A 20,932-nucleotide genomic window follows, 5' to 3' on the forward strand; every position below is an offset into this window, starting at 1 on the left:
CATCGGCCGGATGGGCGAGGTCGACTCCTCCGAGGAGCTCGTCGAGGAACTGCTCGGCATGTTCACCAGGAACATGCCGGACAGCGGCGCCGCACCGGTCGCGGACCGGAACGGGCACTGGTCGTGAGCGGAGAGCAGATCCAGTTCAACGGCGACGAGCTCGCCGAGAAGGTGCCGATGCTCGCCGATTTCCGCGAAGCCTTCCTCGCCTTCGGCGAGGAGCTGGCCGAGGGAATCGCGCAGCACAACTTCGCCAGGGACGCGCACGACGAGGTGTCCAAGCTGTCCTACGCCATGTTCAAGCAGCTGATGAAGTACTTCGGCGGGCTGCCGTCGGTATCCCGCGCTGACCCGTGAGCTGAGAATCGTCGTCCGCCCCAGCGAACTGGAGAAGATCCGGATGGCGGAGGTCGCGAGATTCGTGGAGGCGCTCGGCCCTGGAGGTGGCTCCCGTGTCTGAACTGCCGATGGATCTGCGTCGCGAGGCGCTCGCGATCCTGCGCTCGGTGCCCGAATGGGAGCTGACCGAGGCTCGGTGGTCACGCGTCATCGACCTTCTGGCGGCCATGGAATCCGCGTTGGACACCGATGGCGTCGACCTCGACGCCGTCTCGGAGGCCGTCCGCCGGCTGGAGACCTGCGCGCCGCCGCGTATCACCCCTATCGGTTCGATTCCGGCGCAAACCCCGCAACCGCCGGTACGCGAGCGGGTGGGCAGACTGATCCACAAGGTGTCGGGCGCCGCCGGCTCGGCGACGACCGGCACGGGGGCGATCGGCACGGCGACAACCGGCAAGGAGTCGGCGGTCGAGCCGGTGCGAAGGCCGGAATCCGGGACGTGACCCGGATCCTCGACCAGCAGTTCGTGGCGCACGTGTACCTGCCGCTGGACGGGCCGGGCGCCGCAGCCGCCTACCGGGCGCTGCGCGAGATCTGGCGAGGGTGCCGGGGGTTGTTCGCCATGACCGAGCCCATCGCCGGGCTCTCGCTGCCTCCCGACCTGCCCGCCGACCCCGGCCAGCTCCGCGTCGGTGCGGAGATCGCACTGGCGGCGCAGGAGCGGCCCGCCGGCGAATGTCAGGCGATCGTGCGCCGCCACCACGAGGTGCTCAACCTTTCGGTCGCGCTCACGTCGTCGTCGTCCGGCCGTTCGTGGTGGGCGGAAGGCGATCGGCTCTGGCACGCGCTCGCCGCCGAGCACATGCCGCACATGCTGGGCGAGACGAGGCTCTTTCTCGCCCGTCTCGACACCGAGGCGGTTCCCGCGGTCCGTGAGGCGGATCCGACCCTGTTCCAGGAGCTCACGGCCGCACTCCCGGCCGACGCCCGGGGCTGGCCTGGAGCCCGGCGGGGGGTGACCGTGGCCAGCACGGTCGCGGTGTGGGAGACCACGCCGGAACCCGACGAGCGGTCGCGCCGCGACTGGCTGCTGGCGTTCGGGCCGGACAGCGACGCCGCGGCGAGTGCGCTGGCGTGGTCCCGCGGCGATACGGCGATCCCCCCGCTGGCCCGTTACCTGCTCCACGCCGCCGCGCTGCGCTACCAGCTGCGGGTCTGGCAACGGGACGGCCAGTCCCGCCAGCTGCACGACACGCTGGACGCGCTGGGCGCCGAGCTGCGCCGCCTCGGCGCGCAGGGCCAGGCGCAGACAGATGTTCTGCGGCTGCGCGCCCTCGACGCGGTCCTCGCGGTCTCCGAGCTGCGGGCACTGCGCCGGTCGGTTGACATCATCGGCGACAACCTGGGCCGGGCCCGTGAGCTTGTCGAGCCCGGAATCGGCGGGCCGTTCGCCGACGACGCGGACCTGGCACGTTCCCTCGTCGAACGGCTTGACGACCAGATCGCCTACCTCGACGCGGCCACCGAGAGCGCGGACACCGCCGTCCGGCTGCGCACCGGCACGCCCACGATGCCCATCATGGGCGACGAGCCACCGGCCGGGAGGTCGTCGCCGCGGCCCCCCGTGCCGCGGCAACGACCCCTGCCGGAGCCGGTGTCCCATCTCCCGGACGGACATCGAGCTCGCAACGTCTTCGTGGTGCATGGTCGCGACGAGGAGGCGCGACTCGCGATCTTCGAGCTGCTGCGTGCGCTCGGGCTGCGCCCGCTGGACTGGGAGGAGCTCGTCGCGATGACCGGCCGGACCGCCCCCTACCTCGGGGAGGTGGTCGCCCAGGCCATGCCGCTGGCCCAGGCGGTCGTGGTGCTGATGACGCCGGAGGACGTCGTCGCACTGCATCCCGACCTGAGGGGAGCGTCCGAGGCCGCGGCCGGCAGCGAGATGCAGGCCAGGCCCAACGTCCTGCTCGAGCTGGGAATGGCGTTGGCGATCCACCCCGATCGCACGCTCATCGTCACGATCGGGACTCATCGCCCTGTCACCGATCTCGGTGGCCGCAACTACGTTCACATCCAGGCCGGGTCGGATTTCCGCGGAAAGATCGCCAGTCGGCTGCGGCTCGCGGGATGCCCGGTGGCGACGGGTCCGGACGACGACTGGCGCAACGCCGGCGACTTCTCCCGGCTGGCGGCCCACGCACGTGTTCCCTGAACCCCTGCGGGCACGTGTACTCCCCTCGTTCCAGTGCCGCGTTCCGTTCGCGATCGACCGTGTGAGCCGTTCGCGATCGACGGTGTGAGGCGGGACGACCTCACGGCCTGACCGTCGGTGGCAATTGGTTGTTTCGGTGCTGGCCTCCCGTCGTGGTCGTGTCATCGAAATAGACAACAGGATGCGCTTCCGAGGTAAGAACCGATCCGCTTCCGATCCGCTTCCGATCCGCTTCCGACAGGTGCACAGGCGTCGTTGTCGATGGGCGCATGACAACGCACGCGGGCCTCGACTCCGGTGCGATGGTGCCACTTGACGTCGATACTTCCGGCGATAACAATCGGACCGGTCGTCGGTTGCCAAAGCCGAAAACGGGGGGAGACTGGAAATGGGTTCACCAGCGGGCTGAGCTCACCGTGCGGCCGAGTTCCGGCGTGGTGCCCGGCGCCCCCGGGCTGTGCCGGCTCCACAGCTCGCGCCGATCGGGGGGCCGGCGCGGGTCTGCGTGACTCTCGCGCGGGTCGTCCATTGATTTCACCTTTCCGGACCCGGCGCGGGGGTCTCGTGGTTCAGTGGTGGCGGCGTTTCTTCGCGGGTCGATACCGCCGTGGGCGGGCGGACTTTCGCCGCGTATTGATGTCTGGTTTTCCGCTTCCGCGCGGGCCATGTCGTCGGCAGTGGCGAAGAACTGACGGCGCGGTCGGCGACGTCTTTCCAGGAGGTGGTGATGCTCTGCTTCACGGTCTGGCACGCGGCCGTGCTCCGCCGCGAGGCGGCGTGCCGCTCGCCTTCCTCCCGGGAGCTGGCCGGAGGGGCGCCGGATGGAAGACGGTGATGTGCCGGGCTGGGCCACCAGGGCGGCGCTGTGGTGCGCCGGCGCCGATCCCGACTGCATCCTGACGAAGGCGGACCGTCACCGCTTCGTCGGCTTCGGCCTGCTCATCGCCTGCATCGGTCTCGTCGCCGGCGCCGGCATGCTGATCTTCGCGGGCATGGTGACGCACGGGTTCCACTGGTATCTGGTGCCGCTCGCGGCCCTGTGGGGCTTCGTCGTGTTCCTCATCGACCGGCAGATCATGGCCGAGCCGAAGCTGCCCTACGAGGACGGCCGTGTATCGCCGGGTGACAGCGGGCCCCCGGCCGGGAGGCGTCGGTCCCGGGTGCCGGCGTACCTGGCCCGTGTCGCGTTCGCGTTCGTCGCGGCTGTCGTCGTCGCCGAGGTGATCGTCCTGACCGCCTTCGCTCCGGAGATCAGCGGGCGGATCCGGGAACGTGCCATGGCCGACGTGCGGGCCGAGGCGGAGGCGTTCCTCGGTGAACCCGCCACCGCGGGCCGTCCCGCTACCGGCCTGCACGCGGCGCTGGAGGAGGCCAAGGAGGGGGAGAGGACCGCCAAGGACGCGTACACCAACACGAACAGCCAGCCGAATCCCAACTCCGAGCTGCAGAAACGCAACCAGGAGAACCTCGTGGCCTGGGGCCAGCAGAGCGCACGGGTCCGGCGCATCCAGGAGCGGGTCGACGCCGCCGGTCAAAGGCTCGACGACATCGAGAGCGCCACGAGGATCCGCCCGGGTGACACCACCCCACTGCCACCCGGGGTGGCACGGGAGGTCCGGATCATCGAGGAGCGGGAGCACGCCCTCGACGGCTTCGCCGGCCGGCACGCGGCGCTCGACGAGTTCCTGAAGGACAACCCGAACGTGCGGTTCTGGCCCTGGACGCTGCGCGCGTTGTTACTGGCCTTCGACCTGATGCCGCTCGTGTTGAAAACCACCACCAGCACCGCCTCCTACGACCGGGCCCGGCAGCGCCGCGACGGCGAGCGCGCACGGCGGGCCGAAAGCGAGTCACGCGCCGCCGACTACGCGGCGGACATGCGGGAGGCGGCCGATATCGCGGCAACGAACGCCTGGTACCAGCGAGAACGCCGCCGGAACGGATGACGGGCAGGTCGGAGAACATGCGCGACGACGTGAGAAGCCACGCCGCCCACGCGGAGCGGCTCAGGGCGAGGCACAGCACACCACCGCCGGACGAGCCAGAACGGGCCCGTCGCACGCGGGAGAAGCTGCTCGAGGTGGCCGCGGCGATCGAGGCGGAGGCGGCCGCGGCTGTTCTCGGCGCGCTGCGTGGCCGCTACGACAGCGGGAAAAGCACACTGCTGGGAAATCTCCTCGGCAACATCCGGCTGCTGCCGGCCGCCGACGAGCCGGCCACCGCCCACACCACCACGCTCGTCCTCGTCCCGGGTGAGGTGCGGCAGGCCCAGCTGGCCGACGACAGGGTGGATCTGCATTTCATGGACGGCCCGCAGGTCGACCGGTGTCTGGCTGATCTGCGTGACCGACTGGTCCGCGTCGTCCGGGGCAACCTGGACGACCGCGACACCGCCGACGCGCTGGCCGCCTGCGAGCCGGTCCGCCAGCACTGGGACGAGTTCGACCGCCTCTGCGCCACGTATCTGTGGCGATCCGCGAGCACGCCGGAGCTCGAGGCGCGCGAGGCCGCTCTCGAGATGGTGCTCCTGCGGGACGCGCTGTGGGCGGCAGGCGGGCTGTTGGGGCAGCGGCGGTCCCTGACGTGGGCCCAGTGGCGTGAGACCTGCGCCGCCGGTGAGACCCGCGCGGCGTCCCAGCCGTACCCGGCCAGCCGCCGCGGCCACGTTCGGGCGCTGTCCGATCCGGCGCTGGTTCGCGCCGGCGCGGCCCTGATCCTCGAGGCCGTCTGCCGCGTCGAGGTCCCCCCGGAGTTCTGGGCCGAGCTGGAGCTTGACCAGGGGCAGGCGGTCGAGCTGCGTGACCTGCCCGGTACCAGGGCCCGCCGATCCCGCAACCGGGACAGGTTCGTCGCCGATCTCGCGGTACGTGACGCGCACGCGGTCCTCGACCTCGTCCAGGCCCAGCACGTGAGCGCCGACGACGCCCGCAGCCCCTCCCCGGTACCCGCGATTCTCGCGATCACCCACTTCGACCAGGTCAGACCACCACAGGACCCGCTGCCACCGACGTTGGCAGAGCTGTTGGCCACCCCGGGCAACGAGCGACTCGCCGGTATCTGCGGGCTCGTCGAGCGGGAGGGCTCGATCGAGAAGGCGGCCTTCGTGTCGTCGGTGCGGGCGCTCGCGGCCGCCGGCACTCCCGACGACGGGCAGCAGGTGTGGTCCCAGCGCCGGCTGCGGTGGCAGGGCGTGGCCGCGCACCTGCGCCAGACGGACCGTTCCGTGCGGGCGCAGGCATTCACCACGGTGATCGAGGACTACTGCCGGGATGACGGTATCGGGCGACTGCGACGGCTGCTCGGCCGGCACCTGCAGGAGCGTGGCCTGGCCACCAAGCTCGCCCGGCTCGCCGCACTGCGCGCCGAGCTGGACGAGCTCGACGGACGTCACGCCGAACAGATGGCACCGCCTGTCTCGATGACGGACGAGACCTACCGGGCCCTGCAGGGCATCATCCGCGAGGCGCGGCGCAAGGGCTCCGGCCTGGCCCGGCAGATCCGGTCGTTCACCGACCCCCTGAGCGAGCAGGGCCCCCTCGCCGAGCTGCGCGCGTTGGACGACCGCCTCGTCAGCCGGGTCCTGGCCTGGGACACCCACCGGCATCTGCGCGTCAACGGCGGTCCGCGATCGGTGGCGGACCTGGAGGAGACGTTCCACCTCGCCGTCAACGACATCGTCGCCGACGTGCGGACGACGATCGCGGACCAGCTGGCCGACACCTGGCTGCCCGCCGCCGCGAGCGACTTCGCCGAGCTGCGGACTGCCGCGCAGACGGTGCCCGGCCCCGTCGACCCGGATGTCGCGCGGCGCCTGCGTGACCTGATGGCGCTGCCGCCGGCGCTGGCGCCGGACCTGCTGCGGCAGAAGGTGACCGGATGGCCGAACCCGCCCGCATGGGATCTGCGGGTCAGCAGCGCGGCCCCCTACGCGTCGGACCCGTACCCGCTGCCGTGGGACGACCCGGGGCTGAAGGCGACGCTGCTGCTCCACGAGCTGGATCCGACCCGAATGTGGTACGCCGCCGCGATCCGCGGCGCGTCGGCCCAGCGGGTGCTGCAGGTGGTGCAGGAACAGCGGATCACCCTCATGGCCGGTGCCGCCGGATGGGTGCTCGAGATCCTCGATGCCTGGATCGCCGAGCTGGCCCTCTTCGAGCGGGAGCTGGAGGCTCCCATGGGCGGATCCGACAACGGATTCGAGGACGAGGAATGGTGACCGACATGCGTGTCCTGCTGACCCTGGACGGAGACCACACCGACCCGATCCGGCTCTACCGGGCAGCGGGCGGCCTGCAGCTGCCGGCCGGCGAGCTCCACCCCGGCCCTGGGCGGCACGGTGCGCCGGAGATCGAGATCGGGGTCGACGTGCCGCAGGCCCCGGCCGTCGCCGGCTGGCTGCGGGCCAACTGGCTGGTCAGGCCCTACCGGCGGGGAGCGGTCGTACCGTTCACCCACGACGAGGGCGTCTGCGCCCTGCCGGAGGACCTGTTGGCCGGGCTGACCTCGGTGCAGGTCGTGCTCACCGTCCGCACCGGCGGGCAGACCGTGGCCGAGCACGTCTCGACCTGGCAGGCGCCGCCGTCGGTGTCGGCCGACGACAGCGGTGGTTCCGCCGTCATCGGCATCGACTTCGGCATGGCCAACTCCGCGATCGCCCTTCTCTACCGGACGTCCGTCGAGGGCGAGATCGTCCTCGACAGCGCGCAGACCGCCGCGCTCGCGCGGGCACTCGCCCACGGGAGCCCCGCCGCCGGTGCCGGGGGAACCGCCAGCCCGCCCGGCTACGCGTTCCCGACGACGACGCAGGTCGACGACGAGATCGCGCTGGAGCTGGACGGCATCGCCGAACAGGTTGATATCGGCCAGGGCCTGGACACCGCCAGCACCGTGAAAGTTCTCAAGCTCTGCCAGCAGTTCGAGGCAGCGGTGGCAGACGGGGAGTCGGAGGACGGCAGGATCCGCGTCGCCAGCCGCAGGGGCGCGGACAACCGCCTGCGCCGCTACCTTGACGAGGCCTACCGGGCCGCCCAGGAGACCCCGCCGCTGGGCTCCGCGGGGCTGCACCGGATAGCGTTCGACGGGCCGGACACCAGACGTCCGACGGTTGTGCCCAGCGACGTCCGGATCACCGGTACCGACCCGCTGGCGCTCGAACTGTCCTACATCGCCCCGACGACCCAGCTGGTCAACATCCCCGCCTTCAAGCGGACGATGCGCCATCTGGCACGGCTGGAGTCACTGCCCCTGGCTGACCTGGTCCAGGGAATCGAGACCGATCTGGGCGACGACCTCGGTCAGTACCGGATCCAGCTGGAAGACGCCTTCGGCAAGGTCTTCCACAGTCTGCGACAGCAGGGCCAGGACCATTTCGCCGCCCGGATGCACAGGGGCCCGCGGCCGGCCCCGCAGATCCTCGACGTGGTCGCGACGTATCCCACCACGACCACCCCGGCGACCCGCGCCATCCTGCTGCGCCTGCTCAGCGAACGGCTCGGCCTCCAGATCAACAACAGCGTCTTCGACGAGGCGGTCGCGGCCGCGTTGTTCTTCGTCATGACCGACCTCGGCGCCAACCACGCCCGCAACATCCCGCTGCTGCGGGCCAAGGGCCGGGCCGCCGGCCCGCCGGCGCGGGAGCCCGACGGCACCGAGAGCCAGAGCTGGCACCGGATCATGCTGGTGGCCGACGTGGGCGGCGGCACCACCGACATCGCCCTGCTGCGCCTCGTGCTCACCCGGCGGATCACCCACCGGAACGGGAACCGGATCGTCCGGCACTACCTGCGTCCCGACGTCGTCGGGTCCAGCGGCCACGGGCAGCTCGGCGGCAACTACCTGACCCTGCGTGTCCTCTACTGGCTCAAGGCGATCGCCGCGGACCGGATCTCGTCCCAGCAGCCTTCGGGAGCGGGCGACACCCGCCTGTGGAGCGAACGGGTCCTGTCCTCCTCCCACAGCACACCGCTCACCGCCGCCCACGCCGACGAGCTCGACCGGATCGTCCCCACCAGGGTCAGGGCCGCCGAGGCGAAGGATCGCCCAGGGGTCCGAGACAGGTTCGTGCGACTCTGGAACGAGGCCGAACAGGCCAAGATCCTCCTCGGCGGCGGGGCCGACCACCAGATCAAGGACCCCGAGGCGCTGTTCGATCTCAAGGCCCTGTCCACCGTCGGCACCGACCCGGCGGCCGGCCCGCATCTCGCCAACGAGCCGATCACGCTGCGGGCCACCGACTTCGAGCGCCTGGTCAGACCCGTCCTGGACCGGATCGCCGGCTTCGCCGCGGAGCTCGCCTGCACCGCACTGCGCCACGAGCCCGAGCACCTGCGCCACATCGACGAGGTCGTGCTGGCCGGGGCGTCCAGCGCCATGCCGGCGATGTCCACGGCGTTCCGCCGCGCGTTGCTCGCCGTCGGGCCGACCGTGGACCCCCGCTCCCGGGCCGTCCCGGCGGACGGCGTGCCGGTGGTGTGGCGCCCCGAGGCCGTCCGCCATGCCGGTGACTACGCGAAGGAGGCGGTCGCCCACGGCGCGGCCTGGGGCGCCTACCTGCGCATGCATCACGCCGCCGTCACGGATGGCAGCGAGGCGGCCGGCGTCGGATCGCTCGTCATCGACACCAGCCGCATGTTCGGGACCCTGCCGAACGACTTCCTGCTCGGCATGGCCGACTGGTCGGCCATGCCGAGCCTGCTCTGGCAGGGGCAGCTGCTGCACCGGGTGGAGGGCCGGCCGGCGAACGCCACCGTCGTGCGCAGTGTGGGCTTCGGCATGCGTGAGAACGTCGAGCTGTGGCGCAGGCTCGCGGGGCACGAGCGGATCCCGTGGGCGGTCTTCCGCTATCGGCAGGTGGCCGAACGTGACGGCCTGCGGCTCGACCACCGGCGCTGGGCCGGTGAACACGCCGTGATCCAGGCGCACTTCGAGCTGGACGAGGAGCTCACCCCCTTCATCGTCATCAGCCACGGGCTGCCCACCCTCCTTGCGTCCGGCCCCGGAGCCGCGGTGCTGCCGAACCTGCGATCACTCGATGACGACACGGCACGTGACCTTCTCGTCCAGCCGAACCCCACGGGTGCCGGTGCCGGTGCCGCGAAGGTCTTCCAGGACGGAGGCGACCCACGCCGTGGCGGCTCACCGCGCTACCAGCGCCAGCGCCTGCGCCTGGACCAGCCAGGCGGCGGCACGGTCGTGGAGGCCCTGCTGTCGCTCGTCCCGCTGCCGCCCCCCGGCCGCGACGGCTGGGCCTTCCAGCTCGGCGCCGACCCGGCGACAAACGGCGCCACGCACGTCCTGGAAGTCCGTCCCCCCGACTCCGAGGGCGATCACGGCTCCTACTTCGCGAGCCTCGACGAGCGTGGAGACCTGCGGGTGCACGCCGGGCTTCCGGATTACCTCATGGCCGCGAGCCTGAAGGACCTGGAGGGGCGCGACATGGACGGCTTCTCCGTGCGCCTGCCCATGGACTACGTCGAACCGGCCTGGAAAGAGGAGCTCGACCCCTTCAACGGACTGCACTGATGAGCGGCGAACTGGTGGACGGCGAACTGGTGGACGGCGAACTGGTGGACGGCGAACTGGTGGGTGGAGAGCGGATGGACGGCGAACCCGGGGGCGACGACCCGCGCACGGCCATCAGCGGCCAGCTCGCGACTCTCCTGCGCGACGAGAGCGACCCGGCGGGCGAGCTGCTGCGTACGCGGCTGTGGGCCCTGTGCGAGGCGGCGTCGGCGGCCCGTGTCGTCGACCTCGTCATCACACTCGCCGCGACGCTGGGCGGCCGAGCCGCGCCGTGGCTCACCGCGCCGTCGCTCGCCGACTGCCTCGCGGACCAGGCCCGCACCGACCGCGGCCACCAGCTGCTCACAGACCTCAGCGACGACCTCCGTTCGGCGGTCCGTGAATCCGAGCTCACCGCGGCCACCCGCACGCTCGGGCGGCTCGCCGCGAGCATCGAGCTGCTTCTGTACAGCGAAGTCGGCGCGGGCGAGGCTGGCGCGGGCGAGGCTGGCGCGGGCGAGGCCGGCAGCCATGGCGACGACGGAGACCGCGGCGACGACGGAGACCGCGGCGACGCCGCGGACAGCAGCGACGACGGCGAACGTGACCGCGTCGAGAACGCGGCAGACGCCGGCGCCGACATCGATGCCGAGCCCGGTACTGACGCCGAGCCCGCCACCGACATCGAGCCCGGCATCGACATCGAGCCCGGCATCGACGCTGACGCCGAGTCCGGCAGCGACCAGGCGATCGCGGTCGTCGCCGAGCCGCCGGCCCTGCGTCTGCCGATCGACCTGGAGTCGCGCCTCGTCGCCGTCGCCCAGCGCTGTCCGGAGCATCGGGACCTCATCGACGCGGTCCGCGGCCTGCTCGAACTGCTCTCCTGCTCACCGCGGCTCGTGCGGGTCCGGCCGCCGTTGAGCGGGGGCGGTGGTGCCCGGCCGCTGCCGATGGATCAGTACGAGAAACGTAACCAGGCCGAAAAGGTGATCGGTTCGCTCGAGCGGGCGGCCATCCCCGGCCAGGACCGGGAGGTCGCCCTCGGGCGTCGCTGTGACCTGCATGAACGACTGTGCGAGTTCTACCAGGACCCGCCGCGGTACTCCGTGGACGGCGCCTGGTCCCGCCACGTGTCGGCGGTGCGGGAATGGTGTCGTCGGTCCGCGGCCGACCTCGGAGCGCGGCTGCTCGACGAATGGTCCGACCTGACGGTCGAGAACTACGCGGTCCAGCTCTATGCGTCCGACCTGGCGACGACGCAGCTGAAGTGGATTGTCCGACCGGCCTGGACCCTCGACGGGCAGGTCCGGGCCGGCCGGCTCGTCCAGATCCGGCCCGATGTCGACAGGGCCGGCGGAAGACACCACGAAAGGCGCTGAGAGGTGCGCCGCGATCCCGCCGCTCGACGTCAGCCGAAGGCAGGATCGTCGCCGCCCCAGGGGCGGGACGGGAAGGCGTAGTCGTCGAAGCCGGGAACCGCCGGGCGCGCGGTGGTGAGCCGGCCGTGGGTGACAGTCGCGGCGTTGGTGGGCGTTGTCGCCGCCGGATGGCGGGGGTCGCGCCCCGGGGCGTCGAGCAGCCAGGTGGCGGTGCGCGCGAGGGAGGCGACGACGTCGCGGCCCCGGCCGTCGATGGCGCGGGCCGCCAGCGCGTCGATGACCGCCGCCGCGAGGAAGTAGCCCGTGGCGTGGTCCAGCGCCTGCGCGGGCAGGGCGCCGGGGGTGACCCCGTCGTGGCTCTCGATCAGCGAGATGCCCGCGGCGGCCTGGACGATGGAATCGAACCCACGCCGCCCCGCCCACGGCCCGGCGTCGCCCCAGGCGTTGATCCGGGCCCGGACCAGCCCGGGAGGTGTCCGCAGGCCGAAGGCCTCGATGGCCCCAGGCCGGTAGCCCGTCACCAGGACGTCGGCTTGGTCGAGCAGCTCCTGGGCGCGTGGCAGGTCGGTACGAAGGTCGAGCAGCGCCGAGCGCTTGCCCTGGCCGGTGTCCAGATGCTGCCAGGTGATCTCGGCAGGTACCGGTGGGTCCACGCGCAGCACGTCCGCACCGAACAACGCGAGCGTGCGGCCGCACACCGGACCCGCGAGGACGCGGGTGAGGTCGAGGACCCGCAACCCCACCAGCGGCAGTGCCCCGCCGGCCGGCGCACGCGTGGAAGGTGTCCGGGCGGACGGCGTGCCGGTCACGGTGTCGTCACGTTCGGTGGTTCGGACGAGCGGCCCGGTGGCGGCGGCCATGCCGGGGGCGCTGGAGCGCCATTCGGCCTCGGTCCGGACTCGGACGGCGATGGCGCCGACCTGCGCCGCGGCGTCCTCGATCTCGGCCGCGGCGCGGGTCGCGATCACGGCCGCGGCTGCTTCCCGGTCGGCGTCGGCAAGTCGGAGGATCCGCAGCAGCCGGTCGCGGTGATGCGGATAGTTCGCGTGGGTCCGCAGGTACCCGTCCTGGGTCCGGAAGAAGCCGGACAGTGGTGCGAACGCGTCCGGGCGGGCGTCGCCATCCCGGAAAAGCCGTTCGCTGCCGAAGGCGGCGGCGACGCGCTCGGGGTCGACGACCGCGTCGGTGACGGGCCCGGTCGCCCCGGCCCGGACGGCAGCCTGCCGCACCGCCTCGACCGAGGCGGTCGCCAGACCCAGCACCGGAAGTGTCGCGGGAAGCCAGGAACCGGTCACCAGAGGAGTATCGCAGTGGAACATCGGCCGATGGGACGTCGGTCGCTGGTCCGAGAACCCGTAGCAGGTGCAGGGCCTCCGTGGCGGCGGATGGTTCGACGAGCACTGGAGCTGCCGCGCATCGGTGCGACGCCCGTGGTCATCCGGACTTCCAGGTCGACGACGTCGGCTTCCGCCTCGCGCGCACGGCGATCCCACGCTGACAGTTCCAGGTAGTGCCCACAGGCGGGCAGCGGGCCACGGCTAGCATGTCGGGGTGCCGACGTTGCTGGTCGTCCATCACACTCCGTCGCCGACGACACAGGCGATGCTGGAGGCCGTGCTCACCGGGGCACGGGACGACGCGATCGAGGGCGTCGACGTCGTCGTCCGCCCGGCGCTGGCCGCCACCGCCGTCGACGTGCTCGCCGCCGACGGGTACCTGCTCGGCACCCCGGCCAACATCGGTTACATGAGCGGCGCTCTCAAGCACTTCTTCGATGGTGTGTATTACCCTTGCCTCGAGGCGACGGTGAATCGACCCTATGCCCTTTATGTGCACGGTGGTAGCGACACTACCGGGGCGGTGCGCTCGGTCGAAACGATCACGACTGGCCTTCGCTGGAAGCGTCTGCGAGAGCCGCTGACGGTCGTGGGTGGCCTGGACGCTGCGACGCGGGAAGCGTGCTGGGAGCTGGGCGCAACCGTGGCCGCGAGTCTGATGGACACGTAGAGTGACCGCGCGCCGCATGCGAGTTTCGGCATGTTCTGCGACTGCGCCTATTGTCGAATCTTGGAAGCTCCGGTTGGTCGCCCGTACGCCCTTTATGTCCATGGCAGCAGCGACACGACCGGAGCGATTCGGGGGGTCGAGACAATCGCCACCGGGCTGAGGTGGAAGCGCCTGCGCGCACCGCTGTCGGTGATCGGCGAGCGAGAGGTGCCCCTGTACTCCTCGCCCGGCCTGTTCGCGAGCCAGGAACATGCTGATCCTGGCGGCGGCGCCGACCGCGCGGAGCAGGTTGCTCCGCTGGACGGCTGGGTCGGGAATCGTCCAGGCGGTCGGGAACTGGCTTACCAGTCTGGTCAGCTTCGGGCGGCTGGTATGGGTGGGCCAGCGAATGGCTGCCAGGTCGAAACAGGTGGACCGGCTGCGCCCATGTGGAGCGGCGCGGTCAGGCCACAGCCGGTCCCGCCAGCCGACCGGCGCCATCCAGCCTGCAGCTACGTGCGAGACCGCGTAGGTCAGCGGGGAAGGGAAGCGTGCCGTTCCAGGAAGGCGGCGACGTCGCTCTCCGACTCGATCGGCAGCGGATACACGAGGAGACTGTCGACTCCGCGTTCGGCGTACCAGCGAGCCGCATCGGCGGTGACCTCGATCGGATCGAGCTGCATATAGATGATCTCCAAGCGGCCGAGCCGGGCCGGTCGCTCGATCTCGGCCGCCGCGGCGGCGAGTCCGGACAGGTGGGTGGCGAGGTCGGCGGCCGTGCCGTTGCCGAACCATCCGTGTCCGCGAGTGACCGCGCGTCGGTAGGCGGCCGGGCTGTGGCCGCCGATCACGACTCGCGGGCCGCCCGGGCGCACAGGCCGGGGGTGCGCGTCGATGTCCCCGAACGAGACGTACTGCCCGCTGTAGGAGGGCAGGGGATCGAGCCAAAGCGATGTCATTGCGTCCAGGTACTCGTCCGTTCGGCGACCGCGGCCGGCCATCGGCACCCCGATGGCAGTCATCTCCGGCTCCAGGTAGCCGGCGCCGACGCCGAGCAGCACCCGCCCTCCGCTCAGCATGTCTAGGCTCGCCACCTGCTTGGCCAGGACCAGCGGGTTACGTTGGGGGAGGATGACGATCCCGGTGCCCAGCTCGAGCCGCCGGGTGGCCGCGGCCACGTAGGTCAGGTGTATCAGGGGGTCGAGGATCGGATCTTTCGCATCCATCGGAGATGCCGGCACCCGAGGGCTGGGCAGGACGACATGCTCTCCGGCCCACCAGGAGCGGTACCCCAGCTCTTCGGCCAGCCGGGCCAGACGGACGGTCGCCTCCGGGCCGGCCGTCGCCTTCGCGTTCAGACCACTGACACCGAGTTCCACGCTCGCGCTCCTCGAGGATCTCTGTTGGGACGCCGCCTCGCCGGCCGTTGCGCCGGGAGGACCTGGCGCGATGACCAATGGGCGCGAACGTCCACCGTGGGTGTTGGCGCTGCCTCGTCAGGCCGGCAGGTCGAGGACGGCCTTGCCGGCGACGCGGCGGGACAGCAGCGCCTCGGCGGCCTCGGGCGCCCGCTCCCAGGAGCCGCGCCAACCGATCTGGGGGTCCAGCTGGCCCTGGTCGAGCAACCGGACGAGGTAGCCGAGGTCCTCGGCCAGTCCGGAGCCCATGGCGAACGGTTCGATCCGCTGGCCGCTGGACCGATGCCGTTCCCGCTCGAGGTCGATGGTGGTCGGCTGGCCGGACGCCTTGCCTATGGACAGCGCCACCCCGCCCCGCTCGAGCAGCGAGAACGCGTCGGCGAGCTGCTGTCCGCCCACGTTGTCGAGAACCCCGTAGACCGAACCGGTCACGTCCGCCAGACCGATGACGATTTCGGTGGCGCCCAACCGGCCAAGCCCCGCGCCGCGCCGCCATCTCCGCCGTGGACACGGCGCGGCGGCGCGACCAGGCACCGTCCAGCCGAAGGTCACGACCGGCGTGCCGGTCGCGGGGCCAGAGCCGTCCTCGGTCGCGGCGACGACGACCCCGGCGGCGTCCCACCCGTGGACCTGACCAGGCTGGGCCCGCCCTGTCCGATAGGCCAGCTCCCCGAAGTTCAACGAGATCGCTCGGACCTCGACCAACGCCTGATCGGGAGCGAGAACCGGTTCAGCCGCCTCCGCGAGACGCAGGCCGGCCGGCTGGTCCGGGTCGTAGACGAGTGCCTGCATGGGCATCTCCCTCGGACTGGGTACTGGCGGTCGGGGTCCCGCCAGGACCACCGTGCCGGGCCTCTCCGCCTCGGTCCAAGACCCGTTGTTATAACCAATGGTTATGGACGTGCATGTGCGGGACCTCCGTTACTTCGTCGCCGTCGCGGAGGAGCGGAGCTTCACCCGGGCGGCGAGCCAGCGGCTGTTCATCTCGCAGCCGGCGTTGAGCAAGCAGATCCGCCAGTTGGAGCAGTCGTTGCGGACCGTCCTGTTCGATCGGGACCGGCGGACGGTCCGGCTGACCCCGGCCGGAGAGGCGCTGCTGCCGCATGCCCGGCGGCTCACCGAGGACTGGGAAGCGGCGCTGCTCGCCCTGTCGGAGGCGTCGGCCCAGGCCGGGACGACGGTGCGGGTGGGATTTCAGACGCGGATCGGCCGCGGGCTCATCCCAGCCGTCACCGCGCGGATGCGACAGCGGCTCCCCGGCTGGAGGCTGGTCTTCCGCCAGGTCTCCTGGGCCGACCCCACGGTTGGGCTGGCCCACGGCGAGGTGGACGTCGCGATCGCCTGGCTACCGGTGCCCGACACGGATGCGCTTTCCTGGCGGGTCGTCGCCCGTGAGGACGTCTGGGTCGCGCTTCAGCCCAGCCACCGGCTGGCCAGCCGACCCACGGTGCCCTTCGCCGAGCTCGTTGACGAGCCCTTCATCGCGCTGCCGAGGACGGCCGGTGCCCAACGAGACTTCTGGCTCGGTTCGGCCGCCCGCCAGTCCCCGGCCGTCATCGCCGGGGAGGCCGAGACCGCCGAGGAGTCGTTCGAAGCCGTCGCCTCCGGATCAGGGATCACCTTGCTCTCCGCTGGCAACGCCGAGATCTACCATCGCGATGACGTCGTCTGCCGGCCGGTCAGCGGACTGCCGCCGAGCGAACTGGCCGTCATCTGGCGCACGGTCGACAACCGACCGTTCATCGACGTCTTCACCGACACCTGTCGCGCCTGCTCCCGTCCCACGGCCGTAGCTGACCACACGGGCGAGCCCACCGGGCCGGGCCGTCCAGCGGAGCGCCGCCAGTAGAATGTGTCCGCGTGAAACGGGCGATAGATGTCGCGCCGTTCGGCGAGTTCTCCGATCCGCGCGTGCTGGCCGAGCTGCCGCTGCACCACGGCCTGACGCTGCTCGCCGGTGGTGAGCCGGTCACCGTCGTCGCCCTTGCCTGCGGCTCCAGCAATCCGAGCGCCTTCACCGCCGCGTTCCGGGACGCCTTCGGCGTCACGCCCGCCCGCTACGCCCGCGAGACGCGGCCGTAAACGATCCCGGAAGGGCATGCTTCACCCGCGGCTAGCCTGGATGCCCGTGCGGCTCGGGCGATATCCCACGGGGGCGCTACCAGCGTCGAACGCCGGTGAGATCGGTGTGCTGTGATTTGGACGTGGATAGTTTGCTGGTCGCGATCCCGGCTGGGCAGGTGACGCTGTCGGATCGGCGAACGCGGCGGACATGGCCGGTCGAGGTCGCGGCGTACCGCCTTGGCGTGTTTCCGGTGACACGGGCGCTGTATGGGCAGGTCACCGGTGGCTGGCCGAGTGCGGCCCGGGGCGGTCAGCTGCCGGTGGAAGGCGTCTCCTGGTGGGACGCGATCCGATTCTGCAACGCGCTGTCGTGCCAGGATGGCTTGACTCCCGCTTACCGGTTCGGCGAGGTCGAGGTCGAGTGGGACGTTGCCGCCGACGGGTACCGGTTGCCCACCGAGGCGGAGTGGGAGCGGGCTTGCCGCGCCGGTACGGCTGGGCCGAGATACGGCCCGCTCGACGAGATCGCCTGGTATCGCGGCAACTCCGGAGAGCGCCTCCATGAGGTGGGTGGCAGGGCGCCGAACTCGTGGGGCCTGTACGACATGCTGGGCAATGTGTGGGACTGGTGCTGGGACACCTATGACGCCGAGGTCTACGGCGACTACAAGGTGCTGCGGGGTGGTGGCTGGTTCGACGAGCACTGGAGCTGCCGGGCGTCCGTGCGCCGTCGTGGCCATCCGGACTTCCGGGTCGACGATGTGGGCTTCCGGCTCGCGCGTTCCGCCTCCTCCATCTGACCCGAGACCTGCGCAGGCCGGCGACGCGGGCGGAAGCCGAGTGCCGCACGGCTGTGTTGTGTCTGGGATGATCGGAGCATGGACGAGATGCTCGTTGCCGGCGCGATGCGCGACGCTCTCGCCGTGCTGCGTCAGGCGGGCGCCCGGTTCGCCTATCTGCACGGCAGCCGCGCTGTCGGGGTCAGCGGGCGGGCTCGGACATCGATATCGCGGCCTTCCTCGGTGGCCCACAGCCGCCGAGCTCCTTCGACATACTCCTGCCGCCTGGTGTCGACCTCCTCGTCCTCGACGGCGCGCCGCTGGAGCTCGCGGGCAGGGTCGCGGCCGGCGGGCGGCTGCTCTTCGAAGACGACCGGGCCGCGCGGGTGCGCTGGGAGGCGATGACCCGAAAGATCTACTTCGACGAGCTTCCGCGGATCACGCGGGCGCACCGCGAGTTTGCCGCCGCTGTTCTGGGTCAGAGCGCGTAGCCCGATGGTCGACGAGGCCCGAGTGCTGCGCCTACTGCGCGCGATCACCGACGGTCTGGCTGTGCTCCGCCGTAAGTCGGACGCCGACGACGATGTCGGAGACCGAGGTGGTCGACGCCGCCCGCGCGCGGCTGGGTGTATCCGAGGACCAGCTGACCAGTTTCTGGACACTCATGTGGGAGGAATATCTGGGGAAATTGAACGTGGAACTGTTCGAGTGGTTCCGGGGGCTGCGGCCGCGATTTCGGACGGGAATCCTGAGTAACAGTTTTGTCGGCGCGCGTGAGCGTGAGCAGGAACGCTATGGCTTCGCGGACGTCACCGACGTGATCGTGTACTCCCACGAGGTCGGGTTCGCCAAGCCGGATCCCCGGGTGTATGCGTTGACCTGCGAACGTCTGGGAGTCGATCCAGGCGGCGTGGTTTTTCTCGATGACGCGCCCGCGGCCGTCGAGGGTGCCCGCGCAGCCGGTTGGCAGGCTGTCCTCTTCGGTACCACCGCACAGGCGATCGCCGATGTCGACGCATGCCTGGCTACCTGATGTCCGCCCCACGCTGCTTGTTCCAGACAGTACTTGAGCGCGATGCGTTTCTCGTGGATGCGTAGCGTGGTGACGCGGCGCATGTGGCTTTGGGTAAGTTCTGCGACCAGGCGTATTACCCTTGCCTCGAAGCAACTATCGGCCGGCCATACGCTCTGTACGTCCACGGTGGTTCCGACACCACGGGCGCGGTCCGGAGCGTGGAGACGATCGCCACCGGTCTGAAGTGGAAGCGCCTGCGTGAGCCCCTGTCGATCGTCGGCGAGGTGGACGCCACGGGCCACGAGGCCTGTTGGGAGCTCGGGGCCATGGTCGCGGCCAGCCTGATGTCCGCGTGACCTGGACCCCTCTGGTCGCCCCCGTCGTCGGCGCGGCCGCTAGGGGGCGAGTTCGTCGATCGTCAGGCCGACGTCGTTGAGAATGCCGCGCAAGGTGCCCTTGGCCAGATCGCGGGTGCCGTGCACCGGGACCGTCGTGCCACGCCCGTCCGGGTGTCGCATGATGTGATGGCTGCCGTTGACCCTCGCCACCTTGAAGCCGTGCCGCTCCAGTGCCTGGACGACTCGGATGCCTCGGACGGAGGGGACCGGAGGCATCAGGCCGCTACGGTGACGGACAGCTCTCGGGGAACCCCGAACTCCTCGATCAGGCCGACAAGCGCCTCGCGCAGGTCGTCCAGTGCCTCCTGCTCCGTCGCGCCCTCGCCGTGGGCGCCCACACCGGGACGCAGCTGGGCATGTGCGCACCAGACGCCGTCCTCGTCACACTCGACGGTGATCGGGACGGTGACCGTGGTGGTGCGCGACGCCGCCATGCACCCACGATATCGCGGACGCAGCCTTCAACACTGATCGCTTGCCGCGATCCGCGCTGCTCGCCTGGAACTCGGCGTCACCACCGGGTCGCGGACAGCGTGGCCTGGGGTTGGCTACGATGATCAGGTGTTTGCCGGTTCACCCGGGGACGACGATGTGCCGATGCCTAGTGCGATCGTGGCGATGGCCGCCGGCAATCGGGTACGCCCGGTCTGGCGTAACGAACTCGGTGGTCTCACCTTCGAGATGACGGGTCCTGCTGGTCGACGTTTCGTCAAGTGGGCGCCGGCCGGAACTCACCTGAACCTGATGGCGGAAGCGTCTCGTCTGCGCTGGGCTGCGCCGTTCACGCCGGTTCCAGCGGTGCTTGGCGAGGGGCGGGACGGGGCCGGAAGCTGGCTGATCACAGCAGGTCTTCCGGGGCGGAACGCCGTCCACGCGATCTGGAAGGCCGAGCCGCTGCGTGCCGTGCAGGCGATCGGGCGGGGGCTTCGTGCTTTTCACGAGGCGCTGCCCGTGGCGGAGTGTCCGTTCTCCTGGTCGGTGGCGGATCGGCTGGCCGAGGCGTCGGCGCGGGCGACGACAGCGCAGCACCGGCGTCGCCTTGCCGATCTCGCGGCAGACGCCCCCGCGGTGGACGTGCTCGTTGTCTGCCAGGGCGATGCCTGTGCCCCGAATACTCTTCTGGGCGAGGACGGACGCTGGTCGGGGCATGTGGACCTCGGCGCGCTGGGGGTGGCGGACCGGTGGGCGGATCTAGCGGTCGCCACCTGGAGCACCGAGTGGAACTACGGCCCCGGCTGGGAGCACGTTCTGCTGGATGCCTATGGTGTCGCGCCGGACGATGACCGGACCGCCTTCTACCGTCGGCTCTGGGAGGTCGGTCCCTGACATGTCGCTGCCAGACCCCGGCGTTGGAAAGGGCCTCCCGTAGGCAGCGGCGACGAGCTCTCGCGACACGTAGTGTGACCGCGCGACGTACACGACTTTCCGCAAGTTCTGCGACCAGATCTACTATCCCGTGCTTGAGGCCACCGTCGGTCGGCCGTACGTCCTTTACGTGCATGGTGGCAGCGACACGACCGGTGCGATCCGTGGGGTCGAGAGCATCGCCACCGGGCTGAAGTGGAAGCGCCTGCGCGAGCCGCTGTCGATCGTCGGCGCGGTGGACGCCGCCGCGCGCGAGGTCTGCTGGGAGCTGGGCGCCACCGCCGCCGCATCGCTGATGGCTGGTTGATCGGTAGGCCGGCGGCGGCCGCGTGGGCGCCGTCGGGCCGATCATCGGATCGTTGTGGTGCCACGTCCACCAGCTGGACGGTGCCGGTGAGGTAGTCGTGGCTCATGACGTAGAGATAGGTCTTCGAGCCAATCACGGATCGTCCATGTGAAGAAAATACGACGGTCGTG

At 70.9% G+C, this 20,932-nt stretch carries 21 protein-coding genes and 1 pseudogene; 16 read left to right on the plus strand and 6 right to left on the minus strand.

Going from position 1 to position 20,932, the window contains the following annotated elements; all coding sequences use genetic code 11:
* Positions 1-123 precede the first annotated feature (123 nt).
* The 7 genes from FREUN1FDRAFT_RS27045 to FREUN1FDRAFT_RS27075 all read left to right on the plus strand — a co-directional run bounded on the left by FREUN1FDRAFT_RS27045 (position 124) and on the right by FREUN1FDRAFT_RS27075 (position 11,430).
* A complete protein-coding gene (locus FREUN1FDRAFT_RS27045) occupies positions 124-357 on the plus strand; it encodes a hypothetical protein (RefSeq protein ID WP_006543462.1) in 234 nt (77 codons plus the stop codon).
* A 95-nt stretch (positions 358-452) separates the two neighbouring features.
* Positions 453-842: a CATRA system-associated protein gene (locus FREUN1FDRAFT_RS27050; protein WP_006543463.1), complete on the plus strand. Its 390-nt coding sequence runs from the start codon at positions 453-455 to the stop codon at positions 840-842.
* Positions 839-2,551 carry a CATRA conflict system CASPASE/TPR repeat-associated protein gene (locus FREUN1FDRAFT_RS45325; protein WP_006543464.1) on the plus strand — a complete coding sequence of 571 codons (1,713 nt, stop codon included), beginning with the start codon at positions 839-841 and terminating at the stop codon, positions 2,549-2,551. The genes FREUN1FDRAFT_RS27050 and FREUN1FDRAFT_RS45325 overlap by 4 nt, the downstream gene beginning before the upstream one ends.
* Positions 2,552-3,372: 821 nt before the next feature.
* Entirely contained in the window at positions 3,373-4,497 is a 1,125-nt protein-coding gene (locus FREUN1FDRAFT_RS27060; protein WP_006543465.1) for a DUF4407 domain-containing protein, read from the plus strand.
* Between the two features lie 17 nt (positions 4,498-4,514).
* A complete protein-coding gene (locus FREUN1FDRAFT_RS27065) occupies positions 4,515-6,767 on the plus strand; it encodes a hypothetical protein (protein ID WP_157475410.1) in 2,253 nt (750 codons plus the stop codon).
* Positions 6,764-10,072 carry a hypothetical protein gene (locus tag FREUN1FDRAFT_RS27070; RefSeq protein ID WP_198144504.1) on the plus strand — a complete coding sequence of 1,103 codons (3,309 nt, stop codon included), beginning with the start codon at positions 6,764-6,766 and terminating at the stop codon, positions 10,070-10,072. Before FREUN1FDRAFT_RS27065 ends, FREUN1FDRAFT_RS27070 begins: the two co-directional genes overlap by 4 nt.
* Entirely contained in the window at positions 10,072-11,430 is a 1,359-nt protein-coding gene (locus FREUN1FDRAFT_RS27075) for a hypothetical protein (RefSeq protein ID WP_006543468.1), read from the plus strand. Before FREUN1FDRAFT_RS27070 ends, FREUN1FDRAFT_RS27075 begins: the two co-directional genes overlap by 1 nt.
* A 29-nt stretch (positions 11,431-11,459) precedes the next feature.
* Here FREUN1FDRAFT_RS27075 and FREUN1FDRAFT_RS27080 read toward each other — a convergent pair whose 3' ends face one another.
* The gene (locus tag FREUN1FDRAFT_RS27080) at positions 11,460-12,749 is read right to left on the minus strand and encodes a CoA transferase (protein WP_006543469.1); all 1,290 of its coding nucleotides are present in this window, start codon (positions 12,747-12,749) and stop codon (positions 11,460-11,462) included.
* A 52-nt stretch (positions 12,750-12,801) separates the two neighbouring features.
* Between FREUN1FDRAFT_RS27080 and FREUN1FDRAFT_RS46805 the strand changes: the two are divergent.
* Together FREUN1FDRAFT_RS46805 and FREUN1FDRAFT_RS27085 are read left to right on the plus strand one after the other, a co-directional pair.
* Positions 12,802-12,928 (plus strand): annotated as a pseudogene (locus FREUN1FDRAFT_RS46805) (formylglycine-generating enzyme family protein); the annotation flags it as partial.
* A 53-nt stretch (positions 12,929-12,981) separates the two neighbouring features.
* Positions 12,982-13,437, plus strand: a complete 456-nt coding sequence (locus tag FREUN1FDRAFT_RS27085; protein WP_035953750.1) for a flavodoxin family protein — start codon at positions 12,982-12,984, stop codon at positions 13,435-13,437.
* Between the two features lie 512 nt (positions 13,438-13,949).
* Here the strand turns inward: FREUN1FDRAFT_RS27085 and FREUN1FDRAFT_RS27090 are convergent.
* Both FREUN1FDRAFT_RS27090 and FREUN1FDRAFT_RS27095 read right to left on the minus strand, forming a co-directional pair.
* Positions 13,950-14,795, minus strand: a complete 846-nt coding sequence (locus tag FREUN1FDRAFT_RS27090) for an LLM class F420-dependent oxidoreductase (protein ID WP_006543471.1) — start codon at positions 14,793-14,795, stop codon at positions 13,950-13,952.
* 117 nt (positions 14,796-14,912) lie between these two features.
* Positions 14,913-15,626 carry a Zn-dependent alcohol dehydrogenase gene (locus FREUN1FDRAFT_RS27095; protein WP_006543472.1) on the minus strand — a complete coding sequence of 238 codons (714 nt, stop codon included), beginning with the start codon at positions 15,624-15,626 and terminating at the stop codon, positions 14,913-14,915.
* A 103-nt stretch (positions 15,627-15,729) separates the two neighbouring features.
* On the opposite strand from FREUN1FDRAFT_RS27095, the gene FREUN1FDRAFT_RS27100 reads away from it, so the two are divergent.
* From FREUN1FDRAFT_RS27100 to FREUN1FDRAFT_RS27110, 3 genes are all read left to right on the plus strand, one after another.
* Positions 15,730-16,683: a LysR family transcriptional regulator gene (locus FREUN1FDRAFT_RS27100; RefSeq protein ID WP_050796048.1), complete on the plus strand. Its 954-nt coding sequence runs from the start codon at positions 15,730-15,732 to the stop codon at positions 16,681-16,683.
* An 11-nt stretch (positions 16,684-16,694) separates the two neighbouring features.
* Entirely contained in the window at positions 16,695-16,916 is a 222-nt protein-coding gene (locus tag FREUN1FDRAFT_RS27105; RefSeq protein ID WP_006543474.1) for a helix-turn-helix domain-containing protein, read from the plus strand.
* A 104-nt stretch (positions 16,917-17,020) separates the two neighbouring features.
* A complete protein-coding gene (locus tag FREUN1FDRAFT_RS27110) occupies positions 17,021-17,698 on the plus strand; it encodes an SUMF1/EgtB/PvdO family nonheme iron enzyme (RefSeq protein WP_050796049.1) in 678 nt (225 codons plus the stop codon).
* A 152-nt stretch (positions 17,699-17,850) separates the two neighbouring features.
* Here FREUN1FDRAFT_RS27110 and FREUN1FDRAFT_RS44310 read toward each other — a convergent pair whose 3' ends face one another.
* Positions 17,851-18,216 carry a hypothetical protein gene (locus FREUN1FDRAFT_RS44310; protein WP_035953756.1) on the minus strand — a complete coding sequence of 122 codons (366 nt, stop codon included), beginning with the start codon at positions 18,214-18,216 and terminating at the stop codon, positions 17,851-17,853.
* 44 nt (positions 18,217-18,260) lie between these two features.
* Here FREUN1FDRAFT_RS44310 and FREUN1FDRAFT_RS27120 point away from each other — a divergent pair, with 44 nt between their 5' ends.
* Together FREUN1FDRAFT_RS27120 and FREUN1FDRAFT_RS46810 are read left to right on the plus strand one after the other, a co-directional pair.
* The gene (locus FREUN1FDRAFT_RS27120; protein ID WP_050796050.1) at positions 18,261-18,710 is read left to right on the plus strand and encodes an HAD family hydrolase; all 450 of its coding nucleotides are present in this window, start codon (positions 18,261-18,263) and stop codon (positions 18,708-18,710) included.
* A gap of 200 nt (positions 18,711-18,910) precedes the next feature.
* The gene (locus FREUN1FDRAFT_RS46810; protein ID WP_232295433.1) at positions 18,911-19,048 is read left to right on the plus strand and encodes a hypothetical protein; all 138 of its coding nucleotides are present in this window, start codon (positions 18,911-18,913) and stop codon (positions 19,046-19,048) included.
* Between the two features lie 39 nt (positions 19,049-19,087).
* Here FREUN1FDRAFT_RS46810 and FREUN1FDRAFT_RS27130 read toward each other — a convergent pair whose 3' ends face one another.
* Both FREUN1FDRAFT_RS27130 and FREUN1FDRAFT_RS27135 read right to left on the minus strand, forming a co-directional pair.
* Positions 19,088-19,306: a type II toxin-antitoxin system HicA family toxin gene (locus FREUN1FDRAFT_RS27130; RefSeq protein ID WP_006543478.1), complete on the minus strand. Its 219-nt coding sequence runs from the start codon at positions 19,304-19,306 to the stop codon at positions 19,088-19,090.
* Entirely contained in the window at positions 19,306-19,524 is a 219-nt protein-coding gene (locus FREUN1FDRAFT_RS27135; RefSeq protein WP_006543479.1) for a type II toxin-antitoxin system HicB family antitoxin, read from the minus strand. The genes FREUN1FDRAFT_RS27130 and FREUN1FDRAFT_RS27135 overlap by 1 nt, the downstream gene beginning before the upstream one ends.
* Before the next feature lie 163 nt (positions 19,525-19,687).
* Here FREUN1FDRAFT_RS27135 and FREUN1FDRAFT_RS27140 point away from each other — a divergent pair, with 163 nt between their 5' ends.
* Both FREUN1FDRAFT_RS27140 and FREUN1FDRAFT_RS27145 read left to right on the plus strand, forming a co-directional pair.
* Complete coding sequence (locus FREUN1FDRAFT_RS27140; RefSeq protein WP_006543480.1) at positions 19,688-20,416, plus strand: aminoglycoside 3'-phosphotransferase; 729 nt, start codon at positions 19,688-19,690, stop codon at positions 20,414-20,416.
* Positions 20,417-20,546: 130 nt separating this feature from the next.
* On the plus strand, positions 20,547-20,762 hold the full coding sequence (locus tag FREUN1FDRAFT_RS27145; protein WP_006543481.1) for a hypothetical protein: 216 nt from the start codon (positions 20,547-20,549) through the stop codon (positions 20,760-20,762).
* Positions 20,763-20,932: the final 170 nt, after the last annotated feature.

The organism is Parafrankia sp. EUN1f, assembly GCF_000177675.1.
Classification (GTDB): domain Bacteria; phylum Actinomycetota; class Actinomycetes; order Frankiales; family Frankiaceae; genus Parafrankia.

Coding starts and splice junctions, on each gene's coding strand:
- FREUN1FDRAFT_RS27060 (WP_006543465.1), top strand. CDS start 3,373: ATGGAAGACGGTGATGTGCCGGGCTGGGCCACCAGGGCGGCGCTGTGG.
- FREUN1FDRAFT_RS27065 (WP_157475410.1), top strand. CDS start 4,515: ATGCGCGACGACGTGAGAAGCCACGCCGCCCACGCGGAGCGGCTCAGG.
- FREUN1FDRAFT_RS27075 (WP_006543468.1), top strand. CDS start 10,072: ATGAGCGGCGAACTGGTGGACGGCGAACTGGTGGACGGCGAACTGGTG.
- FREUN1FDRAFT_RS27080 (WP_006543469.1), bottom strand. CDS start 12,749: ATGTTCCACTGCGATACTCCTCTGGTGACCGGTTCCTGGCTTCCCGCG.
- FREUN1FDRAFT_RS27095 (WP_006543472.1), bottom strand. CDS start 15,626: ATGCAGGCACTCGTCTACGACCCGGACCAGCCGGCCGGCCTGCGTCTC.
- FREUN1FDRAFT_RS27100 (WP_050796048.1), top strand. CDS start 15,730: ATGGACGTGCATGTGCGGGACCTCCGTTACTTCGTCGCCGTCGCGGAG.
- FREUN1FDRAFT_RS27120 (WP_050796050.1), top strand. CDS start 18,261: ATGTCGGAGACCGAGGTGGTCGACGCCGCCCGCGCGCGGCTGGGTGTA.
- FREUN1FDRAFT_RS27130 (WP_006543478.1), bottom strand. CDS start 19,306: ATGCCTCCGGTCCCCTCCGTCCGAGGCATCCGAGTCGTCCAGGCACTG.
- FREUN1FDRAFT_RS27135 (WP_006543479.1), bottom strand. CDS start 19,524: ATGGCGGCGTCGCGCACCACCACGGTCACCGTCCCGATCACCGTCGAG.
- FREUN1FDRAFT_RS27140 (WP_006543480.1), top strand. CDS start 19,688: ATGCCTAGTGCGATCGTGGCGATGGCCGCCGGCAATCGGGTACGCCCG.